This window comes from Methanoregula sp. (genome assembly GCF_052325125.1).
Lineage (GTDB): Archaea > Halobacteriota > Methanomicrobia > Methanomicrobiales > Methanospirillaceae > Methanoregula.
In genome coordinates this window covers 40,049-63,534 of the sequence record NZ_JBKQWO010000002.1, presented here as the reverse complement: position 1 = coordinate 63,534, position 23,486 = coordinate 40,049, and the positions used below count along the sequence as shown (strand labels likewise).

The following is a 23,486-nucleotide window of genomic DNA, read 5'->3' as shown; positions in this document are numbered from 1 at the left end:
CTCGAATTTGCCCCGCCCAGGAGACCCATCTCTGGACTCAATCGCAGTTTGAGGAGTTCGAGAAAGGCACGCCGCAGGGTAAAGGGTTAGGTGCCATAAGGTCTCCACGTACGGCCCACAAACATTTGCGGGCAATGGAATGTACTGCGGTTGATCTTTTGCAATTACCACCGCCTTAAAATTAGGACGGGGTGCTGGGGCGATGGGTGTTCGACGATTACGGCGCGTCGTACCCCGTGCGGGTACGTGGATTGAAATCACCATCCAGGGCAGGTTTCAACGAGCCTACGATGGTCGTACCCCGTGCGGGTACGTGGATTGAAATCACATGGTCCAGCAGATCCAACCAAGCATTGCGTGTCGTACCCCGTGCGGGTACGTGGATTGAAATTTCATCCCGGACGGTGTCCGGGGGTGTATCTCATGTCGTACCCCGTGCGGGTACGTGGATTGAAATATCGAGATGTAGCGGTTCACGAGCAGTGCGGCGGCGTCGTACCCCGTGCGGGTACGTGGATTGAAATAACCTCCGGTCGTTCGCTTACCCTGTCCGGAGCTGTCGTACCCCGTGCGGGTACGTGGATTGAAATCGATACCGGGGATGCGGTAATCGAAGTGTCCGGGTCGTACCCCGTGCGGGTACGTGGATTGAAATTGATATGGCCGCGACTGTTGGAACGCTCTTCATGTCGTACCCCGTGCGGGTACGTGGATTGAAATGGCCGGGCATACCCAGTGTACGCAGCAGGACTAGTCGTACCCCGTGCGGGTACGTGGATTGAAATTCGTAGACTACGTTACGGCCTTTAGACAAGCCTCGTCGTACCCCGTGCGGGTACGTGGATTGAAATGTGGTACACTGAAGCATCTCGTTCGTGCCCATCAGTCGTACCCCGTGCGGGTACGTGGATTGAAATTATATGTATTGCCCGAACCACAGGTGTTGCCAGATGTCGTACCCCGTGCGGGTACGTGGATTGAAATATCGAGATATGAAGGCCATTGCATCTCGAGCTCGTCGTACCCCGTGCGGGTACGTGGATTGAAATGATAGTACAGACTGGCTGTAGAAGCTGGCGTACGTCGTACCCCGTGCGGGTACGTGGATTGAAATTGAACGCCAGCCCCACCGTTGGGGCCGCAGAAGGTCGTACCCCGTGCGGGTACGTGGATTGAAATATTGCAAGAGTCGCGCACCATCCGGGCAGGGACGTCGTACCCCGTGCGGGTACGTGGATTGAAATGCAGCGAAGGTACAGGCAGGCGTCACCAAGGCCGGTCGTACCCCGTGCGGGTACGTGGATTGAAATGCAGGCACCCCCCGGCACTGTACAACATATCCGGGTCGTACCCCGTGCGGGTACGTGGATTGAAATCTGCAATCCCGTACGGTGTTTGAAGCGGACTAAATGAGGATGGTCTGTCAAGTTTTCGGAAAGAGTACCTTCGTTAATATCCCTGCCAGACCCGAACACGGGCCGCGGTAAAAAAAAATCACCCCAGTTTCATCAGGTACTCGTATGCCTCAAGCGCGGCCTTTGCCCCGTCACCGGCCGCAATAATGATCTGCTTGCTCCTGACCGAGGTTACATCCCCGGCTGCAAAGACCCCGGGCCGGCTGGTGCGGCCGTCAACATCCACCACGATCTCCCGGCGGTCATTGAGCTCCACCAGACTGTCAAGGATCTCCGTGTTCGGCGTCCAGCCGATTTCGGTGAACACACCGTCGATATCGATGCCTTGATCACCCTGCCCCTCTGATTTTATCGTGATTCGCTGGAGGAACGGGTCTCCCTCGAATGCTGTGATGCAGGTATGAAGATGGACAGTGATATTGGGTATTCCCTCCAGTTTTTTGAGGTATACCGGATCCGCCTTGATCGTACTGCGGACAATCAGGCTCACGGACGCGGCGATCCCGCTCATCCCGATTGCCGTCTGGAGCGCGGAGTTGCCGCCACCGACCACCGCCACTTTTTTTCCCTTATAGAGCGGACCATCGCAGGTCGCGCAGATGGAAAGGCCACGGCCCAGGTACTTCTCCTCGTCCTGCACGCCGAGCTTCCGGGGCTGCTTTCCCTGGGTCAGGATCAGGCTCTTTGTCTTCAGGGTTGTCCCGGAAACGGTCGTCACCGCGAAAAGACTTTCGTCGGCTGTGATCTTGTTCACCCTGTCAAGTTCCACCCGCACATCGAGCGTTCGTATCTGTTCCTCAAATTTCTTCATCAGGTCTTCACCGGTAATCATCCGGTAGCCCATGTAGTTTTCGATTGCCCATGACTCCAGCGCCTGACCTCCGATCGTATCTGACACGATGAGGGTTTTTAAGAGTTTGCGTGCACAGTACACCCCGGCGGTCAACCCTGCCGGGCCTGCACCCACGATAATAACATCGTAGGTCTCGGCTGATACATGGGTCCCGAACAATTCATTGAGCCGCTGGGAGTCAAATCCGACAATGATCTCGTCATCAACCGTGATAACCGGAACCCCGCGCTGGCCCGAAAGCGCAATCATTTTCTGCGCCGCAACGGCATCTGTACCAACGTCGATAGAACTATAGGTGACTCCCTGCTTGTCGAGAAATGCCTTTGTCATCCGGCAGTACGGGCAGTTTTTCGTGGAATAAACGGTGACCGTGCTCATCAATGCGAAGAGGTTTCCGACGGATATAAAGATTATGCAGCCAGCCTTAGGGGGAGGTGGATTAAACGCAAATTTCTTTTCCCGCAAAGCCCAATACACCATTCATACAAGGAGCAGGAGAACACCATGCACACCTACACAAGCGGTAAAATCTGCCGGGGGATTTTCTGGGGGACGGTACTGGTGCTGGTACTCTGTATCTCTGCCGTGTGTGCAGCATCCGATACCGCTTCTGTCTCCAGCGGTCCGGTGGTCTATCTCAATTTCAACGAGGGAAGCAGTAATCTGGCTTTTGACGCATCCGGCCACGGAAACACCGGGACCCTTCATGGCAGCGCATTCCGGGTTGATAATAACGGATGCGGAAAAGCGCTGGTGCTCGATGGCAATGCCAGTTATGTATCCATACCCTATACCCCCGCAAACCATCCCTCCGGTGCCATCACAGTCTCTCTCTGGTTCTATGTGAACGACACGACACCCCAGACGCTGCTCTCGACATATGATGACGGGGGAGGGTACAGGCTTGCATTCGATGAAGGAAACGATCTGTTCTGGACAATCGCGCTTGACAATCCGGGGGAAACTTTTTCTGTAGTCGTTCCGCACGAAAATATCGCACCTGGGCAGTGGCACCAGGTGACCGGTACTTACGATGGCCAATTATCTAAGATTTATCTCGATGGCATTCTCCGCAGCGAGGTGAATGTGACGGGCAAAATCCGCTATACTGATGATAACTCCATCCAGATCGGGGCTGATGCAGGGACTGGGGATTTGCCCGACCAGAGTGCCCCCGATTACCTTACCGGGGGGATTGATGAGGTCAGGATCTACAACCGGGCGCTCTCCTATGGAGATGTCATGGACGATCGGTACCAATGCACCGCCGTGCCGGGAACAGGTATCTTGTCCCTTCCGACCAGCCCCCCGCCCGCCTTTCTTACATCAGGTACTCTTGTATTGACTGCCGGAGAAACCGTCACAAGAAAGCTGACTTTTTCGGACCAGGCTGAAGAGGGAACCTGGCATGTAGATGTTCCTTCCGGCTCGCAGCTGTCGGTAGGAGCTACAGATGCCTATCCTGCAATTTATCCCGATGAATGGTACGTGGAACTCAAAGACCAGGATACCCGGCTCACGCGGGTGGTCGCTTTCCCTGTCCCGTACAATTCACCGGCTTCAGGCACTATTGTATCGGGGAATGCAACCGTGCTCGTACACTATTTCGGTGGCCCGGCCCGGTTCCCGGCACCTGTGAGCGTCACGTTTACCTGCGCCATGCCGGAAAGCCCGGTATCGTCACTGCCGCAGGCAATCCTCGAATATCCCATCATTGTGATTTATTCAGCATCCTGGGCGACGCTGATCGCCCTTGTAGTGGTTATCATATGGGCCCATAAGCGCCGCAACAAACCATGATACCGGTCTCCGCCCCATAGTATCGGGGTAACGGAGCCGGAGTATTTTAGCGGATGCTGCAGGTACAGCGATAAAAAAAGTTAAGGGATAATCTCGGTGAACTGTTTTGCGAATACCCCGCAGATCGGGCACTTGTCGGGAACCTTCCCGATCTCGATGTTGCCGCAGACCGGGCAGAGGAAGATCTTTTCCCGGCCGAGATCATGACCGTCCCTGAGGGCAGCGAGGGCCTTTTTGTACAGGCCTGCGTGAACCTCTTCTGCCTTCATGGCATAGGTAAATGCAAGCACCGCGTCACTTTTTCTCTCGGCTTCAGCCTCCCTGACAAAAGCAGGATACATGGAGGTATATTCGTGCGTCTCGCCTTCGATACTTCCTTTCAGGTTCTTCTCGGTCGAGTTGATGGTTCCAAGCACTTTCATAAGCTTCTTCGCGTGTATTGCCTCGGCCTCTGATGCAGCCTTGTACAGAGTTGCAATATTCCTGAAACCATCAGCAGCAGCTTTTTCGGAAAACGCGAGATACTTGCGGTTTGCCTGCGATTCACCAGCAAACGCTTCCATTGCATTTTGTTGGGTTGTCATGCGGGAAGGTATAGTCAGAGTTTTACTTAAAGATTCTCACCAGGGGATAACCATGGATAAAATCCTCCGGATCGCGATATTTGCCCGGATACATATGAAAGAAGTTATCGTTCACGGAAAACCACGCATACATAAACGTGAGAAGGTGACGGCGTGCACATTTTTTTGCCCCGGCCCCGGGTCGTATCATGAAAAAGATGAAAGATGTCCCCGAGCATGACCGCCCGCGGGAAAAGATCGCAAAAAAAGGTGTGACCTCGCTTACTGACACGGAACTCATCGAAGCCATACTCGGCAGAGGTGTACAAAACCGGGATGTCCGGATGATCGCCCGTGACATCGCTGCGAAACTCGGCGACCGAACCCGGGAGACCCGGTATGATGATGTGCTGGCTATAGGGGGCATCGGACCGACAAAAGCCGCCCAGATCGTAGCCTGCCTTGAACTCGGGCGTCGCCGGTACGAACCGACCGGTTCCGTTAAGATCCAGAAACCGGAGGATATCCTGCCGCTCGTAGACACCTACCGGGAAAAACCGCAGGAATATTTTATCTGCATCAGCCTTTCCGGGGCCGGCGAAGTGATCAGCACCCGGGTGATCACGATCGGTATTCTCAACCACAGTCTCGTCCATCCCCGTGAAGTGTTTGCCGGGGCAATCACCGACAGGGCCGCATCGGTCATCTGCGTGCACAACCACCCGTCGGGATCGCTCGAGGCAAGCACCCAGGATATTGCAATCACCCGGCAGCTCCAGGATGCAGGAGCACTGCTTGGCATCCAGCTTCTCGACCATATTATTATCACAAAAACCGGCTTTTCCAGCATGAAAGAGAAAGGACTGGTATGATGTGGGCCGGAAACGACAATTATTTCGGATTAACCCCCTGTCGCATTACATTCGGTAGAGGGATCATTTTTTGGAGCCCACCAGGTCACCTTTACCTGTAGGGAGATGGGGAGAGCCGGCGTTAATTCAGGTTATATCAGGTGATTGCACAGATGCAACAAGCGACGCTCCCAGTGCATATCCCTTTTTATACGCTGCATCGAGGAGATCCGGCCGGGTAGTGATATCCTTGATCCGGTCCATTCCGTTTACCAGCAGCTCATCCAGATAACGGCAGTCAATGATATCAAAAAATGCCCGTACCGTCAGTTTTGCGCCAATAAACACTTCCGGGACATCCATTCCGGAGATGCAGATGAAAAGGCCGTTCCGCCCCTCCTTGTGATCCGGAGAAACCAAAGATTGGTTCCGGTAATACTTGGCCATGAAAAAGACCTGGAACCGATCCATGAACGATTTGAGCGTCCCGGGAATCCCCATGGTCATCACCGGTGTGGCGAGGATCAGGCTGTCCATATCCACAAATTTCGGGTAGATTTGCTGCATGTCATCGTCAAGGATGCAGGTCTCGTGATCCCGGCAGAAAAACTTCTCCTGGCATCCCTGGAAATCCAGGCTGGTCACCGTGATAGTTTCCACTGCACAACCGGCGTCCCTGGCTCCCTGCATCGCACGTTCCAGCAACTGTGCAGTGCTGCCCTGAAGGAGGGGGCTGCCCAGGAGGCCGATGACCTTTTTTACCATACCAGCATTAGGGAAAAAAAACCGATATAGTTTTGCATACGAGGAAAGGACAACGGGAAACGTTCCCTGGCATCGGACACAGGGGTACGAACACAAATGATATATATCTTTGACGTAAAAGTGAAGTCTGGTGATGAATCTGACCGAACAAAAAACGTATACAGCAGGCCAGAAAGTCGGGCCAGGAAAATACGTGTGTATCGACTGTGGCAAGGAGCTTACACTCGACAAGAGCGAGCAGGATCTCCGTAAATGCCCGGCCTGCTCCTGCGAGGAGTACCAGTGTTTCCCGATGACCCATATCCGGCCGGATATCAAGACTCCCGAAGATGCCAAGAACCCGCCCAGACGCGGTAAGAGTTTCCAGTAATTTCTTATTTTTCCGGCAACGGTACTGCCAGTTGTGAATGCCCCCGGAGACCGTGTGAAGATTTTCTGGGGCTGGTAGGGGTAGATTAATCCATTCAACGGAGGATGAGTTTCAGTATGGTAAATGTCTCAGCGGAAGGACAGATCTTCAAATGCGAGATCTGCGGGAATGTTGTGATCGTAAAAGAAGCCGGCGGCGGAGAACTGGTCTGCTGCGGGGAACCCATGAAACTGGAGAGTGAATGAAAATGGTGACAAAGAAACCTGTTGTAAGGAAAGGAACCGCAAAAGAACTCAAAGGTCTGGAAAAGAAGATCGGGAAAGTGCCCAAGTTCTTCAAGGAACTGACGGTAAACGATCCCGATATGTACAACCTTGTCATGAAGATGGAGGGCCATGTCTGGGACGATGGCGAGCTCACACGGAAGACAAAGAAGCTGATCGCGATTGCGATTGCGGCGGCGCTCCGCGACCAGCATGCGGTCCGCGCCCAGCTGATGGGGGCTGCAAATCTTGGTGTCACAAAAGCCGAGGTAGAAGAGGCACTCCGGGTCACGTTCCTTCTCTCGGGCATGCCTGCGTACGTGTACGGCAAGGCCCAGCTTGACGAAGTCATGAAGAAGTAAGCGCCGGCGCTTGTATGACTGAAGAAACCTGTACGAGTTTTCCGGTGCTTGGAGAACCTGCACCGGATTTTGCCGCAGATTCCACGCACGGCCCAATCAAGCTCTCGGACTTTAAAGGGAAATGGGTGGTGCTCTTCTCGCATCCTGCCGATTTTACCCCGGTCTGTACAACGGAGTTCATGGCATTCTCCGCAATCTATGACGATCTGGTCGCACTCAATGTCCAGCTTGTCGGGCTCTCTGTCGACAGTGTGTCGGCCCACCTGGCCTGGGTCCGGGCAATAAAGGAGAAGATGGGGATTAACGTCCCGTTCCCGATTATCGCGGATCTCACGATGAGCGTGGCAAAGAAATACGGGATGATCCAGCCGGGCCAGAGTTCGACTGCCGCAGTCAGGGCGGTCTTCTTTATCGATGACAAGGGAATCCTCCGGGCGATGATCTATTATCCGCTGCAGAACGGGCGGTTCATGCCCGAGATCATCCGGCTGGTAAAAGCGCTCCAGACGACCGACAAGTACAAGGTGTCGACACCTGCCAACTGGCAGCCGGGCGACAAGGTGGTTGTAGCCGCGCCAAAGACAACTGCCGAGATGGAAAAACGGGCTGGCGAGGGCTACGAGTGCAAAGACTGGTATCTCTGCTATAAGAGTATCTGAACGGGCCGGGAGTACCAACCCGTATGCTTTTTTGCTGCTGCAAGGATGCCCCTCAAAGGTATCTCTGCTTGGATCACCAACCCGGCACTGATACGACCGGAATGCCTCAGTAAGAGCCGGAGGGGATTTTTAAAAAACGGCACTGGACGGGGGGTCGTGCCATCCCAGGGGTTAACCCCTCGTGGGGGCCCCTGCGTCTTCCATGAAAAATGATCTGCCCCATCCAATGATTTTTCAGCCTCCATATCCAAGCATCATCTATGGCCGTGAAAGTCCTCGCATTTGCCGGGAGCCCGCGCCGGTTTGGCAATTCGGAGACCCTGCTCGACTGGATGCTTGCATCTATGGCGGAAGATCCTGACGTTACTATCGAGAAGGTCCCGATCACTGATGCCAATATCAATCCCTGCCGGGGATGTAATGCGTGCGAAAAACTCAATAAGTGCATCCAGCGGGACGGGATGGACATCTGGCACGATAAGATTGTCGAAGCGGACTGCATCGTCCTCTCTTCTCCCATCTTTTGCATGGGGCTCTGTTCGCAGGTCAAGGCTCTCGTTGACCGTGCACAGGTTTTCCGGTCCCGAAAATATGTTCTCAAACTGCCGATCGTCCCTCCCGAACGCAAGGGCAAACGCCTGGGAGTGTTCCTTGCGACAGCGGGACAGACCTGGCCGTACGTCTTTGATGCTGCGGTGCCCTCGGTCAAGTGCTTTTACCACGTGATCGACATAAAGGACGCAGACATCAGTTACCTGATGGTAAACGGCGTAGACGAGAAAGGGGCGATCGAGCACCATCCCACCGCCCGCTCTGATGCCGAAAAACTGGGAAAAACGGTCATTGCTGAGGAAAAAAAACGGCTGGGCGCAGGGATTCAGATATGACTATCTCGGTCCTTGGTATTTCGGGAAGCCCGCACCGGCATGGTAATACCGAAACCCTGCTGGACAGTTTCCTGGATGGTGCAAGAGCGGCGGGAGCCTCGGTGGAAAAAGTGGCGCTTGTCGATCTCGATTACACACCCTGTCGGGGATGCAACGCCTGCCACAAGACCGGTGAATGTATTGTAAAAGACGAGGCCCCGGCCCTGTACGACCGTATTCTTGCCGCCGACTGTGTTGCAATTGCCTCCCCCATCTACAGCATGGGGATCACTGCCCAGCTCAAGGGGTTCATCGACCGGGCACAGTACCTCTGGGCACGGAAGTTTATCCTCAAAACGTTGGACTTCTCCCCGGAACACATTAAAAAACACCGGGGCGTTTTCATCTCGACTGCGGGGCAAAACCTTGCACACGTGTTCGACAGTGCCTTCCCGGCAATTTCGGCCCTCTTCCATGGAACGGGATTTGACTATTCTGACAATATTGTCGCCAACAACATGGACCGGTATAACGGAATAAAAAATCACCCGACTGCACTCAAAGAGGCATATATGAAGGGCCGGCAGATCGTTCAGGAGCTGGAAACAATCAAAAATATGTGAAAACCCGGGATTGCCTCCCGCGGGATTCCGCGTCCATCTCCCATGCCATGCTTTTTTCGGGTTTTAAAAAATGATTATGCGGTGAAAAGATAGAACGATGCCACAAGAATACCAAACGCGGCGACAATCAGGGCAATAAACACCACCGGGTTCCACGCGAGCACCTTCCTGCCGTCGAGCACGCTGACAGGCAGCATGTTGAACGCAGCGATCATCGCGTTGACCTGGAGCCCGACTATTCCGACAAGGAATAAGAGGTTTGAGCCGGAACCGGAGGAAAGACCCCCATAAAGGAGCAACCCGGCAAATGGTATACAGAGGATCAGGTTCGTAATCGGCCCGGCAGCCGAGATCTTCCCGTTCTCCTCACGGCTGATCATCCTGCCATCAGCCCGGGTATTGTAGATAACCGTCGCACCGGGGGCAGCAAAAACGATACCCACAAGTGTGGCAAGGGCAACTGCGACAAGCAGCATCATGTTGTCCTTGCGGAACTCTGCCCAAAACCCGTATTTAATCGCGGTAAACTTATGCGCCATCTCATGGAGGATGAAACCGAAAAGGACCACCACCAGCGATACCCCGAAATATTCGAGTGCAGTTAAGGCACTGACACGGGAGGAACCAAAATTCAGGAGGCCGCCGGGCGAGATGAAAATAATTGCAAATGAGATGGATATTGCAATCCACGCGATAAAGAGGTCAGCTTCCTCGCGCCGGGTAATTCGTTCGAGCATGAAACCACCGGATCAGATAGGGCGTTTCTGTCATATCTGTTTTCGTGTGGTACGCCAAACGGCAGCGTGATCACGTTTATCCCTTTTTCCGGCGATGTACTTTCCTATGACTATTGAGGAAGTCCGGGCGGAGATCACCCACATCGACGAGGAGATCATCCACCTCATCGCACAACGGCAGAACCTTGCCGGAAAAGTTGCAGCAATCAAACAGAAAGAGGGCATACCGGTCCATGACAACCAGCGGAAGACTGACGTGCTGGAGTACGTGATGAAACTCGCAAAGGCAAACCGTATCGATCCCGTCCCGGTAAAAGCCATCTTTGAAACACTGATTTCGATGAACGAGAAAGAGCAGCGTGCCGCTATGGGAAAATCCGTGCCGCCGCGGAAGCTCGTCAGATAATTTGTCAAACTTCCTGCCTGATACTTTTTTATTATAAAAAAGGACACCGGGGCCGTGTGCCTACAGGAGCCCGGGCCCGACAATGATGAGTATTCCCACGAGAATCATCGCCAGACCTATCGCAAACCGGAGCATCCTGCGGTTTTCCAGTCTCCACGTATGGACGCGCTCCGGCGGGATGCCCAGCACTACCACGAGAAGAATCAGGATCAGCGGCAGGATAAAGATGAGGTTATAGAGGAGCAGGTAGGGGATCCCCTCCGAGAGCGTCATGGTGCTGCTCATCAGGCTGAGGATCGCAAGGTAGATCCCCCCGGTGCAGGGCAGCTCAAAGATCCCGACAAGGACACCCAGCACAAAAGCCGCTGGAAGCGTTGCCGTGCTGATATACCGTTCGATAACCGGTTTTTTCGACTCGGGGATGGCAAGAATAAATCCATCTTTCTTCCATGCAGCATCAATGATATTGACCAGACCGAGTACGATTGCGATAACCGCAGCCACCGTTGCGATCAGGCTCGAAACACCGGATAAGTGCACAAATGAGAAGATTCCGATACCGGAGAGGAAATAAAACAAAAAGACCGCCAGAATATAGGTGACTCCGACCATCATTACCTGACGGCGGCTCTGGAGCGCGATGATCGAGAGCAGGAGGATGATCAGAACCGAAAATGCGCAGGGATTTATGCTATCGATACCAGCGCAGAAGATCACCAGAGGAACTGTCAGGGTAGTAAAGGTGCCGGGGCAATTTTTGGCTGCTGTTACATTCACATTCCTGTCTGCTTCGCCTGCCGGGAGGGCCTGTTCTTCGAGAATCACCTGCTCCAGCTGGTCTCTTATCTGGTCCTCACCGACAAGCGTATGGTTCCCGATGATGATGGTGGGAACTCCTGCCGAGGTGAGGCCAAGATTCTGATCCATCGCAAGGAACTGGGCCTGGTTAGTGGCATTGTGGTAGACCTCGAGTTGCTTAAGATCGAAATCCGGGTACCGGGACTGTATCTCTGCAATGAACGGTTTTACAGCATCGCAATGGCTGCACCCCTCGCCGTAGAAAAAATACCCGGTAACAGTATGGTTTGCACCAGCTGAAAAAAGAGGAGCGATGGAAGAGTTGCCCGCCGGTGTCAGTTCAGGTGCTACTTTTTTTTTTCAATGGCCTGAAGATATCCCTCAAGTTTATCAGGTATGTCCTGTTGCCCGATAATTACCGTTTTTCCGATCACAACTTCCGGGACTCCCGGGGGAGAAATGCCTGCCTGAGCATTTACCTGTGTATAGACCTGCTGGTTGGTCTGGTTATACCAGACTTCGAGCATCCGGATATCGACATCGGGATATTTTGTTGTCATATTTTCCATAAATGGTTCGACAGCCGCGCAGTGCGGGCAACCCTGGCCGTAGAAATAGTAGACGATACTGTCGTTTGCACCCGATGACGCGGCTGCAGGGGCCGGCGCAGCAGCGAAAATAAGATAGGCAACGCTCGCTGCAGCGATGACAACAAACAGTGCAACAACAAATTTTATGACCCTGTCCATCCAGTGACTCCTGTCCGCAGTTCCCTGAAGCGTTTGGTTATTCTGTACTTGAATGTTGCCGCGGCGTGCAAAAAAACCTACTGGAGGGAGATCATCGTCCCTATGCCATCACGGGTAAAGAGTTCGAGGATGAGGTTGTGCTCCACGTTGCCATTGATGATGTGGGAATAACAGACGCCGTTTTCCACTGCTTTTATGACCGAGGTCACTTTCGGGATCATTCCTTCACCGATTGTACCTGATGAGAGGAGGGCGCGGGCTTCATCTATGGTGAGTTTGCGGAATACATGGGTTCTTTTCGCGTCCATCACGCCATCGACATCGGTCATATTGATCAGCTTGAATGCCTTGAGCGCCACGGCTATATCACCCGCCGCGGTGTCTGCGTTGATATTGAGGCTGCCCCCGAACCGGTCAATGGCAATGGGCGAGATGACCGGGATATAGTCGCGTTCGAGCAGGGTGTTGAGGAGCGCGGGATCGATCCATTCGATCTCGCCGACATGGCCGAGATCTACTTCCTGTTCGATTCCCTCCACCCGGACCTTCTGGAGATCCATCTTCTTGGCGATGATGATATTGCCGTCGCTTCCCGAGAGCCCGACACCCTTTGCGCCGCACTTTGCAATCAGGGAGATAATCCCCTTGTTGATCTTTCCGACGAGCACCATCTGGGCGATCTCCAGCGTTTCCTGGTCGGTAACCCGGAGGCCCCCGACAAAGACCGATTCCTTCCCGAGCGCCTTCATTTTCTCGGTGATCTCCGGCCCCCCGCCGTGGACCAGCACGACGCGGATCCCGACATAGTGGAGGAGCACCGCATCCCGTATGGCATTTTCAAGAACAACAGGGTCGACCATTGCGTGGCCGCCAAGTTTGATAACTATAGTTTTGCCATGGAACTGCTGGATATAAGGGAGTGCCTCCATGAGGACGTCCTCACGTTTCATCATGTGGTGTACCTCCCGTTGATCTCGACGTATTTCTCAGTAAGGTCACAACCCCACGCCGTAGCCTCTTCTTTTCCGGCCGCAAGGTCAATCACGAAGACGACCCGGTTCCCATGCATCGCTGCCTTGGCTTTAGTCAGATCGGCGATGATCTCGCCGGATTTTACCAGCGGGTACTGGTTGTTTCCGTCACTGATCCAGAGCGAAACCGCGTTCGGGTCAAACTTCACGCCGGCGCGACCGGCTGCCGCAACGACACGCCCCCAGTTGGGGTCTTCCCCGTACACCGCCGTCTTCACGAGGGGAGACTCGATAACGACCCGGGCGACCTTTGCGGCCGCTGCTTCCTTTGGGGCGCCGCGGACCGTGACTTCAAGCAGCTTACTCGCGCCTTCCCCGTCAGCCGCGATCTGCTGTGCAAGAGAACGGCAGCACGCTTCGAGCGCGGAAGAGAACTCCCCTGCGTTAACTTTCCCGGACTCGCCGGTCGCGATGCAGAGCGCGATGTCGTTGGTGCTTGTGTCACCGTCGACCACGACCCGGTTGAACGTCCGTTTGGCGGCCATTTTGAGCGCTTCTTTCAGGGGTTTTGCTTCGATCTGTGCATCGGTATAGATAAACGAGAGCATTGTACCCATGTTGGGGGCGATCATGCCGCTTCCCTTGGCAATCGCCCCGATCGTAAAACCTTCGTTTTTGATGAGCGCGTGTTTTGGGCGTTTATCGGTTGTCATGATTGCGTGCGCTGCGCGATCCTCTGCATCCGGAGTCGAGATGAGGTTGAGTGCCGCGTCGGCACACTGGCGCCGGATCAGGGAAAGATCGAGATACCGGCCGATGACACCGGTGCTTGCCACACCGACTGCCACGCTATCCACACCAAGGGCAGACCCGGCGTACTCCGTCATGGTGACGGCATCTTCGTATCCCCTCCTGCCGGTATAGGCATTCGCACAACCGCTGTTGGCGATGACCGCTTCAAGTTTTCCCGCTTTTATCTGCTTGCGCATCAGTTCGATCGGCGCCGCCTTCACGAGGTTCTCAGTGAACACGCCCGCCGCGGTTCCGCTTGCACGGATCAGGGCCAGCCCGAACTTTCCTTCCTTTACCCCGTACGCGGTGACACCTTTTACCGCACAGATACTCTTTATGACCATATGCCTGTTCCCTCCGATGGTAATCGTGATTGAACTTTGGATGAATCAGCCTGAATAGGAAGCGCCGACCGCCTGTACGATATCGGCACGGGTGAGAATCCCGACCAGTTTTTTTCCTTCGAGCACCGGCAGCCGCGCGATGCCCTCTTTAAGCATAAGTGCGGCAGCGGCTTCGATATCCATATTCCCTGTGGCAGTAACCACCCGGTGGGTCATCACCTTTTTTACCGGCAGATCTCCGATATTGCGCAGGGCGTCCTTCGTCTTCTCCCAGTTGATATATTCCCGGATAGGGATCTCAATAATCTCAAGGGGTGACGGGAGCCAGAGATCTTCGGATAATTTCTGGGTCTCAAGCTGTGCGATAACATCGGATTCCGTGATGATCCCGGCGAGGGCGTCGCCGTCAAGCACCGGCAGTCCCCCGATGTGGTGCTGACGCAGGATCGCAACTGCGTCGCGGAGCGGGGTATCAACAGTGCAGGTCAGGGGGTTTTTTGTCATTGCTTCTGAAACAAACATTGTGTATCACCTTTATGGCAGCATCCCGGCTGCAACAAGACCATCGGTCTCCTTGAAACCGCACATGATGTTCATGTTCTGGATGGCCTGTCCACTTGCACCCTTGACGAGGTTATCGATCGCCGACACCACGACAACCCGAAGCCCTTCGCTCTCGACCATGATGTCGCAGAAGTTACTGCCCCGGACCGCTGACAGCATCGGTTTCTGGTAGCGGATGAAGAACTCACCCTTGTAGAAATCCCGGTACATTTTTTCGACCTCTTTTGTCTCCATGGGCTCGTTTAAGAGGATGTGTGCAGTGGTGAGGATCCCCCGGTTGACCGGGACGAGGTGAGGGGTGAAGTAGCACGATGCCGGGGAGCCAAGCTTGGCCAGCTCCCGCTTCATCTCAGCAAGGTGGCGGTGGCTGGTCCACTTGTACGGGTTGACGTTGTCGCCGACATTGGGATAATGGGTTGTCGCCGAGGGGTTGTCGCCGGCTCCGCTCACCCCGGTCTTTGAATCAAAGATAACAGTATGCGCACGGCGTGCGAGCGGGGCCGCGGCGAGCGTTGCGCCGGTAGGGAAGCATCCGGGGTTTGCCACAAACTTCGCGCTGATGCAGTCCTTACGGTGCAGCTCGGGAATGCCGTAGGGGGCAGGGAAATAATCCGTGTGAGAAACACCATATACTTTCTCGAAGACCTCCTTTGGTAACCGGTAGTCGGCGCTGAGATCGACCACCTTAATTCCCCGCGAGAGGAGTTTTCCTGCGATCGTCATGGCAGCCGTGTGCGGAACCGCAAGGAATGCGACATCCGCATCAATGGCATCGGGCGCCGGGTTCTCGAACCTGAGCTCGGAAAATCCCCTGAGGTGGGGATGTACCTCAGAGAGCGGTGTTCCTGCAAGGCTGCGTGACGTGACACAGGTAACCTCTGCAGAAGAATGGTGGTACAGGAGGCGGACCAGCTCGCCGCCGGCGTACCCGGACGCACCGACAATCGCAACTTTCATGTATGAATCGTTTTATTCCTGAAAACTTAACCTTTTGCGGAGGTTCACGCAGGGATTCCGGCTATACTCAAAAATATTCTAAAAAACGGGTTTAACCGAATTTTAATCTGCATCATCAGGGTTCAAGTTTACGGGTGTAGATATCGAAGATTCGCTGGCCAAGGATCTCAATACGCTGCCGGTCCTCGAGACCCTCAATAAGATCGACCGGAACTGCACCGACACCCTTGCTTGCCCCCAGGTACGCCCCGCAGAGGAAACCTATCGTATCGGTATTCCCTCCGACATGGGCGGCGACGGTCAGGAGATCGGCCGGGCGCTGGTACCTGCTGATCAGGAAAAAAGCGATGGGCAGCGTCTGGTACAGGGAAACGTCGTTGCCGATCTTAAGGATGGCGGTTTCTGTCTCAATGCCCTCTTTTTCCAGATCGATCGCGTTATGGATCTTGCCACCCAGCACCTCGTCCTCGTTCTGGGCCTGGATTAACGCCATCCGGATAGGATCGGAATTTTCGTGGATGGCATAATACACCAGCGTAACAAACGTGGAGACCGCTGCGTGGGCAGCCGGGTGGGTATGAGTGACCGAGCAGGCCCGCACGGCACGCTCGATGGCCTCATGGATATCGGGATAGGCAAGAGCGAACGGGAGCGCAGCAGGGAGGCAGCCGGCGGTTGTTGACTTCACGCCACAGGAAAGTGCCCGCCCGGCAACCATATGATCGCAGGCTGCAGAGACCGACCCGTCCGGAAACCGGAGGATCTCGCGGGCATAGAGCTCTTTTAAGGCAAGGCCGTACCGTTCATCGGTATACCGGCCGTCTGCGAGGAGTGTTGCCACAAGGATCATCATCTGGGTATCATCAGTATACTGGCCTGGGGTCAGGCTATCGTTGGGATGCCCCTTGTACGCCCTGCGGAACCCGTACCGCATCTTCGCGAGGGCGGGCATCGTACTCTCGTTGGGCATGCCGAGCGCATCACCCACCGCCGCCCCGAGCATGCACCCCTTTATTCGTTCCAGCATTGATACAGTATTGAAAGAATCCGATAGATAATGATTCTTATATTTTTCTTTTTTTCATGAGAGCTACGGCACACCATAGGGTAACCTCCCTTAAATCCTGGCGGCCGTAGGGGATTTTTTATACCTTGAAATAAATTCATTGTCGTGCCGATTCCGGATCGCCAAAATTTATATAGAGATTTAACATGATTAATTATGTAGAATTTGGAGAGGGGAGATGAGCGAAAACTTTGATGTCAAGCTCGTGGAGAACGCAAAGTACTACACGCCGGATGCGGCGTACAAGCGTTCATCGTGGATAGGAGACTACCAGAACGCCTACGGGCGGTTCCTTGCTGATCCGGATGCCTTCTGGGAAACTATCGCACAGGAACTCGAATGGATCCATCCTTGGGACCGGGTCTGCGAGTGGAAATATCCCTATGCCCGGTGGTTTGTTAACGCACAGCTCAACATTACCGCCAATTGTCTCGATCGCCATGTGGCCGGAGACCGCCGCAACAAGGTGGCCCTCATCTGGAGGGGGGAGGAAGGCAAAGAGCGGGTATACTCCTACCAGCGGTTGCTGGGCGAAGTTTCAAGGTTTGCAAACGGCCTCAAGAATCTGGGCGTAAAGAAGGGTGACCGTGTCTGTATCTACATGCCCATGGTACCAGAGCAGCTGATTGCCATGCTCGCCTGTGCCAGAATCGGCGCCGTCCACAGCGTTGTCTTTGCCGGGTTCGGAACGACCGCACTGAATATGCGCATCAAGGACGCAGAGGCAAAAGTGGTGATTACCTCAGATATCTCAATCCGGCGCGGCAAGGCTATTCCCCTGATCACCATTGTCAAGGACGCAATAGTCAACGCGCCTTCCGTAGAACATGTCGTCATCTACCGGAGGCGCAAGGAGCCGCCGGTTGAGATCCGCCCGGGGCGTGAACATGATTTTTACGGGATTATGGAGAATGTGTCGGCTGAATGCCCCTGTGAAACGATGGATGCGGAAGACCCGCTCTTCATCCTCTACACGAGCGGTTCAACCGGCACTCCCAAAGGCGTCGTCCACACCTGCGGGGGCTACATGGTCGGAACGTATTACACCACAAAGATCGTCTTCGATCTCAAGGAAAGGGACATCTACTGGTGCACGGCAGATCCCGGCTGGATCACCGGCCACTCCTATATTGTGTACGGCCCGCTTGCGGTTGGCGCTACAGTGTTTATCTCTGAGATCACCCCGGATTACCCGGACCCCGGTAGCTGGTGGAAGCTCATCCAGGAGCAGCGGATCTCGGTGTTCTACACGGCACCGACTGCAATCCGGACCTTCATGAAGGTGGGGGAAGAGTGGCCTGACAGGTACGATCTCGGCTCCCTGCGCATTATCGGATCTGTCGGAGAACCACTCAATCCCGAGGCATTCGAATGGTATTTCCGGGTGATAGGAAAGAACAGGTGTCCTGTCGTCGATACCTGGTGGCAAACAGAGACCGGCATGCAAATGATCACCACAATGATCGGCGAGCCGATGCGGCCCGGGTTTGTGGGAAAAGCGATCCCGGGAGTGGAGGTAGATGTCACCGACAGGAATGGAAAACCAGTCCCCCCGGGAACAGGAGGATTCCTCGTAATCAAGAGGCCGTGGCCGTCCATGCTGCGCACGGTATACAAAAATGATGAGCGGTACCGACAATACTGGGAAACCATCAAAGGGGTGTATGCGGCAGGTGACCTCGCTGTCAAAGGGGAAGACGGGTATATCATGGTGATCGGCCGGGCTGACGACATCATCATCGTCTCCGGGCACAATATCGGGACAGCGGAGGTGGAGAGCGCGCTCGTCTCCCACCATGCGGTAGCAGAAGCTGCCGTGATCGGAAAACCCGACGCCATCAAGGGAAATGTGATCAAGGCTTTCGTCATACTACGGCTCGGGAACAAGCCGAGCGAGAAACTGACCCAGGACCTGATTTACCATGTACGCATGACGCTTGGGCCCATCGCGGTTCCCCATGAGATCGAGTACGTCGACAAGCTGCCCAAGACCCGCAGCGGGAAGATCATGCGCCGGGTCCTGAAGGCAAAAGAACTCGGGATGGATCCCGGAGATGTCTCGACACTGGAAGAATGAAGGGAAATGAATACTGGTGCCGACGATTGAATTACTGATTGATACGAAAAGACTACAACACGGAGATTTGACCATGCAGAATGAAACGATACAACAGGTAACAAGCGTGAAAAATCTGGATATATCTGCAAACCCCGCACCACTCGGGCTGCTCGGGTTCGGCATGACCACCGTGCTCCTGAACCTGCATAATGCAGGGTTCTTTGCACTCGGTTCCATGGTCCTTGCCATGGGAATATTCTACGGGGGCCTTGCACAGATCATTGCCGGTATCGAGGAGTGGAAGAAGAGCAACACATTCGGGGCGACCGCGTTCACCTCCTACGGGGCATTCTGGCTGACGCTTGTCGCCCTGCTGGTGCTCCCGAAAATGGGGCTTGCAGATGCGCCGGATGCGAGCTCAATGGCTGCCTACCTTGCAATGTGGGGGATCTTCACCCTCATCATGTTCATCGGGGCACTCAAAACGAACCGCGCCCTCCAGCTGGTCTTTGCAACGCTTGCGATCCTGTTCTTCCTGCTCGCAATAGGGGAGCTCACCGGAAACGGGAGCATCACCGTGGTTGCAGGATATGAAGGGATCCTCTGCGGGTTCCTCGCGGTCTATGCAGGACTTGCTCAGGTGCTCAACGAGATGTACAAAAAAACGGTTGCACCCCTCGGGTAGACCAGTCGATCTTCCCTTTTTAATTCTATTTCCTTGAGAAACGGAGATCTCATGTGTGCGTTACGGCGAACGGACGATTTTCCTGCGCTGGGCGATTCGGTAACCGGAGATCACCTGAATTGATTCCCCCAATTCCCGGTCGAGCACCGGATCGCCGGAATCCACATACAGTAAGGGTGTCTCCCGCAGCTTATGCGGTGTAGCGACCACGATCAGGTTATGGAATCCCGCTTTCCTGACCACTGCCGCGCTGATCTGCTGGTTCCCCCGGCCGAGAATAAACCCTTGGGCACCAATGGGGCTGAGGATAATCCTTGTTTCAGGATACCTACCGACAAGGTCGAGCAGGGTCTTTTCGTCAACGTCAGAAGCAATGAGGCTCCCGTCCCTGATCACATCCACGCCGAGCAGGGTTTTTTTAACCCCCAGCCGTTGTGCGATTGCGTCCGTTGTTGTGCCGGCCCCTACGATATACAGCACTCCCGGGAGCATCACTTCCTCAATGAAACGGGCAATCTCCTCTTTTGCACGCTCCTCATCTGCTTCCTCGAAAACCTGTTTGGCAACCTGCGTCATATGGGCACGGGCCGGTATGCGGGCGATACCGAACAGGTGTGTGGAGAGCACCCCCTTCCGGTACGCTTCCTCATCCACGTCCATCACCTCGGCGTCCCGAATCCCAAAAGGTCCGGAAACAAGTGCTGCAGCAGTCACCGGGTCGAGCGCGAATACCGCCGAGTACATCTTTACACCGGCAGGGATCCCGAGGATCGGGACAGTTCGCTGTGTGACATCAAAGACATCACGGGCCGTGCCGTCGCCGCCACAGAACAGGATCAGTTCGACGCCTTCCTGCAAAAAGGCGGACACCGCCCTTTTTGTATCTTCTGCAGTGCTGTTCCCCTGAAACGAGTAAGCAACCCGGTAGCTTGTTATCCCGCATTTATGAAGAACAGATTCCCCCATCTCTCCGGAACAGATAACAAAACACAGATCAGGACTGGCCGAAAGGTGACGGAGAGTGGTGGCGGCCCGGTCCTGCGCCCCGGGCAGAGCGCCGCGGCGGCGGGCTTCGTCCGCGTTCCCGTCAGTTCCCTTGAGACCCACGGATCCGCCCATACCGGCGACAGGATTGATAAGAAAACCGATGCGGCGCATAAAAAGGATAAATTTTTCAGGAAATTTTCGGGATCCGTCCGATTGCCTGCCGGATCAGCTCGTCCGGATACTCATAATCCACCAGCTCACCACTGTAGAACGCATCGTAGGCCGTCATATCGAAGTTGCCGTGGCCGGAGCAGTTGAAGAGGATTGTCTTATCCTCACCGGTCTGTTTGCATACGAGCGCTTCATCGATGGCGGACTTCACGGCATGGGATGTTTCCGGGGCGACAATAAGCCCCTCGGTACGGGCAAAGGTCTGGGCCGCCTCGAATACTTCGCTCTGGTGATAGGCCACTGCACGCATCACACCGTCGTGGACCAGACGCGATACGATCGGCGAGTCTCCGTGGTACCGGAGTCCGCCCGCGTGCATTGATGGCGGGACGAAATCGTGACCGAGAGTAAACATCTTGAGGAGGGGGGTAAGACCGGCCACATCGCCGAAATCATACGTGTACAACCCCTTTGTGAGCGTCGGGCACGAAGCCGGCTCGGCACCGATGATATCGGTTTCCTTGTGCTTTCCCGTCAGCTTGTCCCCGGCAAACGGGAACGAGATGCCGGCGAAGTTGGAACCGCCGCCCACGCATCCGATCACCACGTCCGGGTAGTCGTCGACCATGGCGAGCTGCTCGCGGCATTCAAGCCCGATCACCGTCTGGTGGAGACAAACGTGGTTCAGTACCGATCCCAGCGCGTAGTTGGTATTGGCGTGGGTGGCTGCATCCTCGACTGCTTCAGAGATGGCAATACCGAGAGCACCCGGTGTCTCAGGATCCTTTTCCAGGACTGCCCGGCCGGAATTCGTCTTTGTGCTGGGGCTGGGGATGCACTCCGCACCCCAGACATGCATCATCGATTTCCGGTACGGTTTCTGGGTGTAACTGGACCGCACCATGTAGATGGTGCACTCCAGATCGTAGAGCATCGTGGCAAAGGCGAGGGCAGAACCCCATTGACCGGCCCCGGTCTCGGTTGCTATCCGTTCCATCCCGGCCTTCATGTTATAGTACGCCTGCGGGATGGACGTATTGGTCTTGTGGCTCCCGGCGGGGCTTACGCCCTCCCATTTGTAGTAGATCTTTGCCGGGGTCTTCAGGAACTTCTCCAGCCGGTATGCCCGGTAGAGGGGGCTCGGCCTCCAGAGCCGCAGCACGTCCCTCACCTCTTCCGGGATGTCCACGTAGCGGTCGGTCGTCACTTCCTGCCGGATCAGGTCCATCGGGAAGATTGCTTTTAAATCATCCGGGCCGACCGGCTTGTGGGTGGCAGGATGAAGCGGAGGATCAAGAGGAGAGGGCAGGTCTGCCTGTACATTGTACCATTTTTTTGGTATCTGCTCCTCATCAAGGAGGATCTTGGTCTGCATGCCCGGTTATTCTGTTTTGTACAAATATATACATTGTGGAACAAATTTGTTTGCTGATGTTTACTAGTATACGTTTTTAAGGTGGTTTGAGGAGAAGTGGCAAGGCCCAAAACAGGCAGGAGCCACTCCAAGGATGTATCCCGTACCAACATCCGCGTAAATTCGGAGAATCAATGCATGCATACGCATTTATCTATCATACAATGTGACAGACAGGATATAGGCTCTCGCCTCTGGGGTCTGCCGTGCCCGGTGCTCCACTGCATTACTCCTTGGCAGATTTTACGTCCGCTTTTTTCTGCGGAGATGCAGGGGGGAAGGGGAATTCCTCGCCATCGATGATTCGCTTCCAGTTGAACTGGCTGAAGAGTTTCATCTGGAGAACAGCCCCCTTGTTCCGGGTATTAAGGACTGAGACTGTGCCGGAGAAAAACGGTGGTATCATGAGGAGTTCCTCGTCATCAACGATGAGTTCGAGTGTATTTTCAACTCTCATCAGTTTATGGATCTCCTCGAATTCAGGGGGAGCAAAGGGAGGAGGAACTGCAAATTTTTCCGAGGGGATAATATGGATATCCGCGTTCTTTCCCGGGAACTGTTCCCGCAGTTTTTTCTCAAGGCCCGGTGCGTCGGATATCACGATAAGCAATAGGGAAATATCCTTTATCTGTATATTTTCAATGAACGGAAGGTATCGCTCTCCAATCATGCACCAGATATGACTTTTTGCCTTTCCGAAAAGGTCACAGATCTTATACTCGATGCTCTTATCACCGTATATTGTCCAGAGGGCCTCCTCTTTCTCGGTTTTAACCTTCTCCTTTTCCAGTTTTTCCAGTGCCGCCAGTGCCAGATCGGCTGCCTTTTTATGGTTGCCCATAAGCAGGTTAATGGCCATCTGTGGTGAAACCGCGCTATACCGTGCCGGTTTTGAGACTCTTTTTACGGCCAGTCCCATTTCCGCCAGATGATCCAGCGCCTCGTACACACTTGGCTTTGAAATGGAAAGAAACTCTGTGAGATCTTTTGCGTCTGCGTTGTCATACACGACCAGGGCAGCGTACACATTCGCCTCATAGGTTGAAAGTCCGAGCTCGTTGAGCGATTTTACAAGAGGAGCCGGAATGTTTTCCATAGTGCAATAGTGCTCATTGAGTTGTTAAAAATTTTACTACTTTGTCGGCATTACACCAAAACCCCATTTCTGCACGTGAACTATGTGCAGATGGCACTGCAGGCGCACAGTTTACTTTACCAAATACCTTTTTAGGCCCCGGGTAAATACTTAGTAAAAAAAGTAGTAAAAAAATTTACTACCAGATTGAGGAATCGTAATGGTCAGAATGACGTACTCTCCAGCATTTCCGGATACGCCGGATTTTACAGCAGACCGCAGACCGGCTAAGCCAGGAGCAAGGAAAAGATCTTCTCCCGG

25 protein-coding genes and 1 CRISPR repeat array are annotated in these 23,486 nt (G+C 54.4%); of the genes, 11 read left to right on the top strand and 14 right to left on the bottom strand.

Annotated elements, in window-relative coordinates; translation table 11 throughout:
• Window positions 1-226 precede the first annotated feature (226 nt).
• A CRISPR array of direct repeats spans window positions 227-1,376; the repeat unit is 32 nt; unit sequence GTCGTACCCCGTGCGGGTACGTGGATTGAAAT.
• A gap of 118 nt (window positions 1,377-1,494) precedes the next feature.
• Window positions 1,495-2,646 (bottom strand): FAD-dependent oxidoreductase, encoded by a 1,152-nt coding sequence (locus ACLQMU_RS00905; protein WP_422149686.1) that lies wholly within the window; start codon window positions 2,644-2,646, stop codon window positions 1,495-1,497.
• Between the two features lie 126 nt (window positions 2,647-2,772).
• Here ACLQMU_RS00905 and ACLQMU_RS00900 point away from each other — a divergent pair, with 126 nt between their 5' ends.
• Window positions 2,773-4,068 carry a LamG domain-containing protein gene (locus tag ACLQMU_RS00900; protein WP_443673492.1) on the top strand — a complete coding sequence of 432 codons (1,296 nt, stop codon included), beginning with the start codon at window positions 2,773-2,775 and terminating at the stop codon, window positions 4,066-4,068.
• Between the two features lie 80 nt (window positions 4,069-4,148).
• On the opposite strand, the gene ACLQMU_RS00895 is transcribed toward ACLQMU_RS00900, so the two are convergent.
• Window positions 4,149-4,652, bottom strand: coding sequence for a rubrerythrin family protein (locus tag ACLQMU_RS00895; protein WP_424039665.1), 504 nt, complete (start codon window positions 4,650-4,652; stop codon window positions 4,149-4,151).
• A 188-nt stretch (window positions 4,653-4,840) separates the two neighbouring features.
• Between ACLQMU_RS00895 and radC the strand changes: the two genes are divergently transcribed.
• Window positions 4,841-5,503 carry a RadC family protein gene (gene radC, locus ACLQMU_RS00890; protein ID WP_422149683.1) on the top strand — a complete coding sequence of 221 codons (663 nt, stop codon included), beginning with the start codon at window positions 4,841-4,843 and terminating at the stop codon, window positions 5,501-5,503.
• Between the two features lie 126 nt (window positions 5,504-5,629).
• On the opposite strand, the gene ACLQMU_RS00885 is transcribed toward radC, so the two are convergent.
• Complete coding sequence (locus ACLQMU_RS00885; RefSeq protein WP_424039663.1) at window positions 5,630-6,247, bottom strand: flavodoxin family protein; 618 nt, start codon at window positions 6,245-6,247, stop codon at window positions 5,630-5,632.
• Window positions 6,248-6,380: 133 nt separating this feature from the next.
• Between ACLQMU_RS00885 and ACLQMU_RS00880 the strand changes: the two genes are divergently transcribed.
• From ACLQMU_RS00880 to ACLQMU_RS00855, 6 genes are all read left to right on the top strand, one after another.
• Complete coding sequence (locus tag ACLQMU_RS00880) at window positions 6,381-6,617, top strand: zinc ribbon-containing protein (RefSeq protein ID WP_422149987.1); 237 nt, start codon at window positions 6,381-6,383, stop codon at window positions 6,615-6,617.
• Between the two features lie 116 nt (window positions 6,618-6,733).
• A complete protein-coding gene (locus tag ACLQMU_RS00875) occupies window positions 6,734-6,862 on the top strand; it encodes a desulfoferrodoxin FeS4 iron-binding domain-containing protein (RefSeq protein ID WP_422149986.1) in 129 nt (42 codons plus the stop codon).
• A gap of 2 nt (window positions 6,863-6,864) precedes the next feature.
• Window positions 6,865-7,242: a carboxymuconolactone decarboxylase family protein gene (locus ACLQMU_RS00870; RefSeq protein ID WP_443673491.1), complete on the top strand. Its 378-nt coding sequence runs from the start codon at window positions 6,865-6,867 to the stop codon at window positions 7,240-7,242.
• A gap of 14 nt (window positions 7,243-7,256) precedes the next feature.
• Window positions 7,257-7,901, top strand: a complete 645-nt coding sequence (locus ACLQMU_RS00865; RefSeq protein WP_422149984.1) for a peroxiredoxin — start codon at window positions 7,257-7,259, stop codon at window positions 7,899-7,901.
• 260 nt (window positions 7,902-8,161) lie between these two features.
• Window positions 8,162-8,788, top strand: a complete 627-nt coding sequence (locus ACLQMU_RS00860) for a flavodoxin family protein (RefSeq protein ID WP_422149983.1) — start codon at window positions 8,162-8,164, stop codon at window positions 8,786-8,788.
• The gene (locus tag ACLQMU_RS00855; RefSeq protein ID WP_422149982.1) at window positions 8,785-9,390 is read left to right on the top strand and encodes a flavodoxin family protein; all 606 of its coding nucleotides are present in this window, start codon (window positions 8,785-8,787) and stop codon (window positions 9,388-9,390) included. Before ACLQMU_RS00860 ends, ACLQMU_RS00855 begins: the two co-directional genes overlap by 4 nt.
• 74 nt (window positions 9,391-9,464) lie before the next feature.
• On the opposite strand, the gene ACLQMU_RS00850 is transcribed toward ACLQMU_RS00855, so the two are convergent.
• Window positions 9,465-10,127 carry a peptidase M50 gene (locus ACLQMU_RS00850; RefSeq protein ID WP_422149981.1) on the bottom strand — a complete coding sequence of 221 codons (663 nt, stop codon included), beginning with the start codon at window positions 10,125-10,127 and terminating at the stop codon, window positions 9,465-9,467.
• Window positions 10,128-10,233: 106 nt separating this feature from the next.
• On the opposite strand from ACLQMU_RS00850, the gene ACLQMU_RS00845 reads away from it, so the two are divergent.
• The gene (locus tag ACLQMU_RS00845) at window positions 10,234-10,533 is read left to right on the top strand and encodes a chorismate mutase (protein ID WP_422149980.1); all 300 of its coding nucleotides are present in this window, start codon (window positions 10,234-10,236) and stop codon (window positions 10,531-10,533) included.
• A 60-nt stretch (window positions 10,534-10,593) separates the two neighbouring features.
• On the opposite strand, the gene ACLQMU_RS00840 is transcribed toward ACLQMU_RS00845, so the two are convergent.
• The 7 genes from ACLQMU_RS00840 to ACLQMU_RS00810 all read right to left on the bottom strand — a co-directional run bounded on the left by ACLQMU_RS00840 (window position 10,594) and on the right by ACLQMU_RS00810 (window position 16,735).
• Window positions 10,594-11,460 (bottom strand): cytochrome c biogenesis CcdA family protein, encoded by an 867-nt coding sequence (locus ACLQMU_RS00840; protein WP_422149979.1) that lies wholly within the window; start codon window positions 11,458-11,460, stop codon window positions 10,594-10,596.
• Window positions 11,461-11,678: 218 nt separating this feature from the next.
• Window positions 11,679-12,080: a thioredoxin domain-containing protein gene (locus ACLQMU_RS00835; protein ID WP_422149978.1), complete on the bottom strand. Its 402-nt coding sequence runs from the start codon at window positions 12,078-12,080 to the stop codon at window positions 11,679-11,681.
• Window positions 12,081-12,157: 77 nt separating this feature from the next.
• Complete coding sequence (gene argB / locus ACLQMU_RS00830; protein ID WP_422149988.1) at window positions 12,158-13,030, bottom strand: acetylglutamate kinase; 873 nt, start codon at window positions 13,028-13,030, stop codon at window positions 12,158-12,160.
• On the bottom strand, window positions 13,030-14,187 hold the full coding sequence (gene argJ, locus ACLQMU_RS00825; protein ID WP_422149977.1) for a bifunctional glutamate N-acetyltransferase/amino-acid acetyltransferase ArgJ: 1,158 nt from the start codon (window positions 14,185-14,187) through the stop codon (window positions 13,030-13,032). The genes argB and argJ overlap by 1 nt, the downstream gene beginning before the upstream one ends.
• 45 nt (window positions 14,188-14,232) lie before the next feature.
• On the bottom strand, window positions 14,233-14,709 hold the full coding sequence (locus tag ACLQMU_RS00820) for a CBS domain-containing protein (RefSeq protein WP_422149976.1): 477 nt from the start codon (window positions 14,707-14,709) through the stop codon (window positions 14,233-14,235).
• A gap of 12 nt (window positions 14,710-14,721) precedes the next feature.
• Window positions 14,722-15,708: an N-acetyl-gamma-glutamyl-phosphate reductase gene (gene argC, locus ACLQMU_RS00815; protein WP_422149975.1), complete on the bottom strand. Its 987-nt coding sequence runs from the start codon at window positions 15,706-15,708 to the stop codon at window positions 14,722-14,724.
• Window positions 15,709-15,823: 115 nt separating this feature from the next.
• Window positions 15,824-16,735: an ADP-ribosylglycohydrolase family protein gene (locus tag ACLQMU_RS00810; RefSeq protein ID WP_422149974.1), complete on the bottom strand. Its 912-nt coding sequence runs from the start codon at window positions 16,733-16,735 to the stop codon at window positions 15,824-15,826.
• Between the two features lie 217 nt (window positions 16,736-16,952).
• Here ACLQMU_RS00810 and acs point away from each other — a divergent pair, with 217 nt between their 5' ends.
• A complete protein-coding gene (acs, locus tag ACLQMU_RS00805) occupies window positions 16,953-18,851 on the top strand; it encodes an acetate--CoA ligase (RefSeq protein WP_422149973.1) in 1,899 nt (632 codons plus the stop codon).
• 73 nt (window positions 18,852-18,924) lie between these two features.
• On the top strand, window positions 18,925-19,518 hold the full coding sequence (locus tag ACLQMU_RS00800) for an acetate uptake transporter (RefSeq protein WP_422149972.1): 594 nt from the start codon (window positions 18,925-18,927) through the stop codon (window positions 19,516-19,518).
• A gap of 60 nt (window positions 19,519-19,578) precedes the next feature.
• On the opposite strand, the gene ACLQMU_RS00795 is transcribed toward ACLQMU_RS00800, so the two are convergent.
• From ACLQMU_RS00795 to ACLQMU_RS00785, 3 genes are all read right to left on the bottom strand, one after another.
• A complete protein-coding gene (locus ACLQMU_RS00795; RefSeq protein ID WP_443673490.1) occupies window positions 19,579-20,676 on the bottom strand; it encodes an ATP-NAD kinase family protein in 1,098 nt (365 codons plus the stop codon).
• Window positions 20,677-20,692: 16 nt separating this feature from the next.
• Complete coding sequence (locus ACLQMU_RS00790; RefSeq protein WP_422149970.1) at window positions 20,693-22,051, bottom strand: TrpB-like pyridoxal phosphate-dependent enzyme; 1,359 nt, start codon at window positions 22,049-22,051, stop codon at window positions 20,693-20,695.
• A 265-nt stretch (window positions 22,052-22,316) separates the two neighbouring features.
• Complete coding sequence (locus ACLQMU_RS00785) at window positions 22,317-23,186, bottom strand: TrmB family transcriptional regulator (RefSeq protein WP_422149969.1); 870 nt, start codon at window positions 23,184-23,186, stop codon at window positions 22,317-22,319.
• Window positions 23,187-23,486 lie beyond the last annotated feature (300 nt).

Excerpts from the sequence above, each read along its gene's own strand:
- ACLQMU_RS00870 (WP_443673491.1), top strand. The coding sequence starts at position 6,865 with ATGGTGACAAAGAAACCTGTTGTAAGGAAAGGAACCGCAAAAGAACTC.
- argB (WP_422149988.1), bottom strand. The coding sequence starts at position 13,030 with ATGAAACGTGAGGACGTCCTCATGGAGGCACTCCCTTATATCCAGCAG.
- ACLQMU_RS00855 (WP_422149982.1), top strand. The coding sequence starts at position 8,785 with ATGACTATCTCGGTCCTTGGTATTTCGGGAAGCCCGCACCGGCATGGT.
- ACLQMU_RS00835 (WP_422149978.1), bottom strand. The coding sequence starts at position 12,080 with ATGGACAGGGTCATAAAATTTGTTGTTGCACTGTTTGTTGTCATCGCT.
- ACLQMU_RS00885 (WP_424039663.1), bottom strand. The coding sequence starts at position 6,247 with ATGGTAAAAAAGGTCATCGGCCTCCTGGGCAGCCCCCTCCTTCAGGGC.
- ACLQMU_RS00900 (WP_443673492.1), top strand. The coding sequence starts at position 2,773 with ATGCACACCTACACAAGCGGTAAAATCTGCCGGGGGATTTTCTGGGGG.
- ACLQMU_RS00800 (WP_422149972.1), top strand. The coding sequence starts at position 18,925 with ATGCAGAATGAAACGATACAACAGGTAACAAGCGTGAAAAATCTGGAT.
- ACLQMU_RS00795 (WP_443673490.1), bottom strand. The coding sequence starts at position 20,676 with ATGCGCCGCATCGGTTTTCTTATCAATCCTGTCGCCGGTATGGGCGGA.
- ACLQMU_RS00840 (WP_422149979.1), bottom strand. The coding sequence starts at position 11,460 with ATGGATCAGAATCTTGGCCTCACCTCGGCAGGAGTTCCCACCATCATC.
- ACLQMU_RS00845 (WP_422149980.1), top strand. The coding sequence starts at position 10,234 with ATGACTATTGAGGAAGTCCGGGCGGAGATCACCCACATCGACGAGGAG.
- ACLQMU_RS00860 (WP_422149983.1), top strand. The coding sequence starts at position 8,162 with ATGGCCGTGAAAGTCCTCGCATTTGCCGGGAGCCCGCGCCGGTTTGGC.
- argC (WP_422149975.1), bottom strand. The coding sequence starts at position 15,708 with ATGAAAGTTGCGATTGTCGGTGCGTCCGGGTACGCCGGCGGCGAGCTG.
- ACLQMU_RS00865 (WP_422149984.1), top strand. The coding sequence starts at position 7,257 with ATGACTGAAGAAACCTGTACGAGTTTTCCGGTGCTTGGAGAACCTGCA.
- acs (WP_422149973.1), top strand. The coding sequence starts at position 16,953 with ATGAGCGAAAACTTTGATGTCAAGCTCGTGGAGAACGCAAAGTACTAC.
- ACLQMU_RS00810 (WP_422149974.1), bottom strand. The coding sequence starts at position 16,735 with ATGCTGGAACGAATAAAGGGGTGCATGCTCGGGGCGGCGGTGGGTGAT.
- ACLQMU_RS00880 (WP_422149987.1), top strand. The coding sequence starts at position 6,381 with ATGAATCTGACCGAACAAAAAACGTATACAGCAGGCCAGAAAGTCGGG.
- ACLQMU_RS00785 (WP_422149969.1), bottom strand. The coding sequence starts at position 23,186 with ATGGAAAACATTCCGGCTCCTCTTGTAAAATCGCTCAACGAGCTCGGA.
- ACLQMU_RS00875 (WP_422149986.1), top strand. The coding sequence starts at position 6,734 with ATGGTAAATGTCTCAGCGGAAGGACAGATCTTCAAATGCGAGATCTGC.
- argJ (WP_422149977.1), bottom strand. The coding sequence starts at position 14,187 with ATGGTCATAAAGAGTATCTGTGCGGTAAAAGGTGTCACCGCGTACGGG.
- radC (WP_422149683.1), top strand. The coding sequence starts at position 4,841 with ATGAAAAAGATGAAAGATGTCCCCGAGCATGACCGCCCGCGGGAAAAG.
- ACLQMU_RS00895 (WP_424039665.1), bottom strand. The coding sequence starts at position 4,652 with ATGACAACCCAACAAAATGCAATGGAAGCGTTTGCTGGTGAATCGCAG.
- ACLQMU_RS00820 (WP_422149976.1), bottom strand. The coding sequence starts at position 14,709 with ATGTTTGTTTCAGAAGCAATGACAAAAAACCCCCTGACCTGCACTGTT.
- ACLQMU_RS00790 (WP_422149970.1), bottom strand. The coding sequence starts at position 22,051 with ATGCAGACCAAGATCCTCCTTGATGAGGAGCAGATACCAAAAAAATGG.
- ACLQMU_RS00850 (WP_422149981.1), bottom strand. The coding sequence starts at position 10,127 with ATGCTCGAACGAATTACCCGGCGCGAGGAAGCTGACCTCTTTATCGCG.
- ACLQMU_RS00905 (WP_422149686.1), bottom strand. The coding sequence starts at position 2,646 with ATGAGCACGGTCACCGTTTATTCCACGAAAAACTGCCCGTACTGCCGG.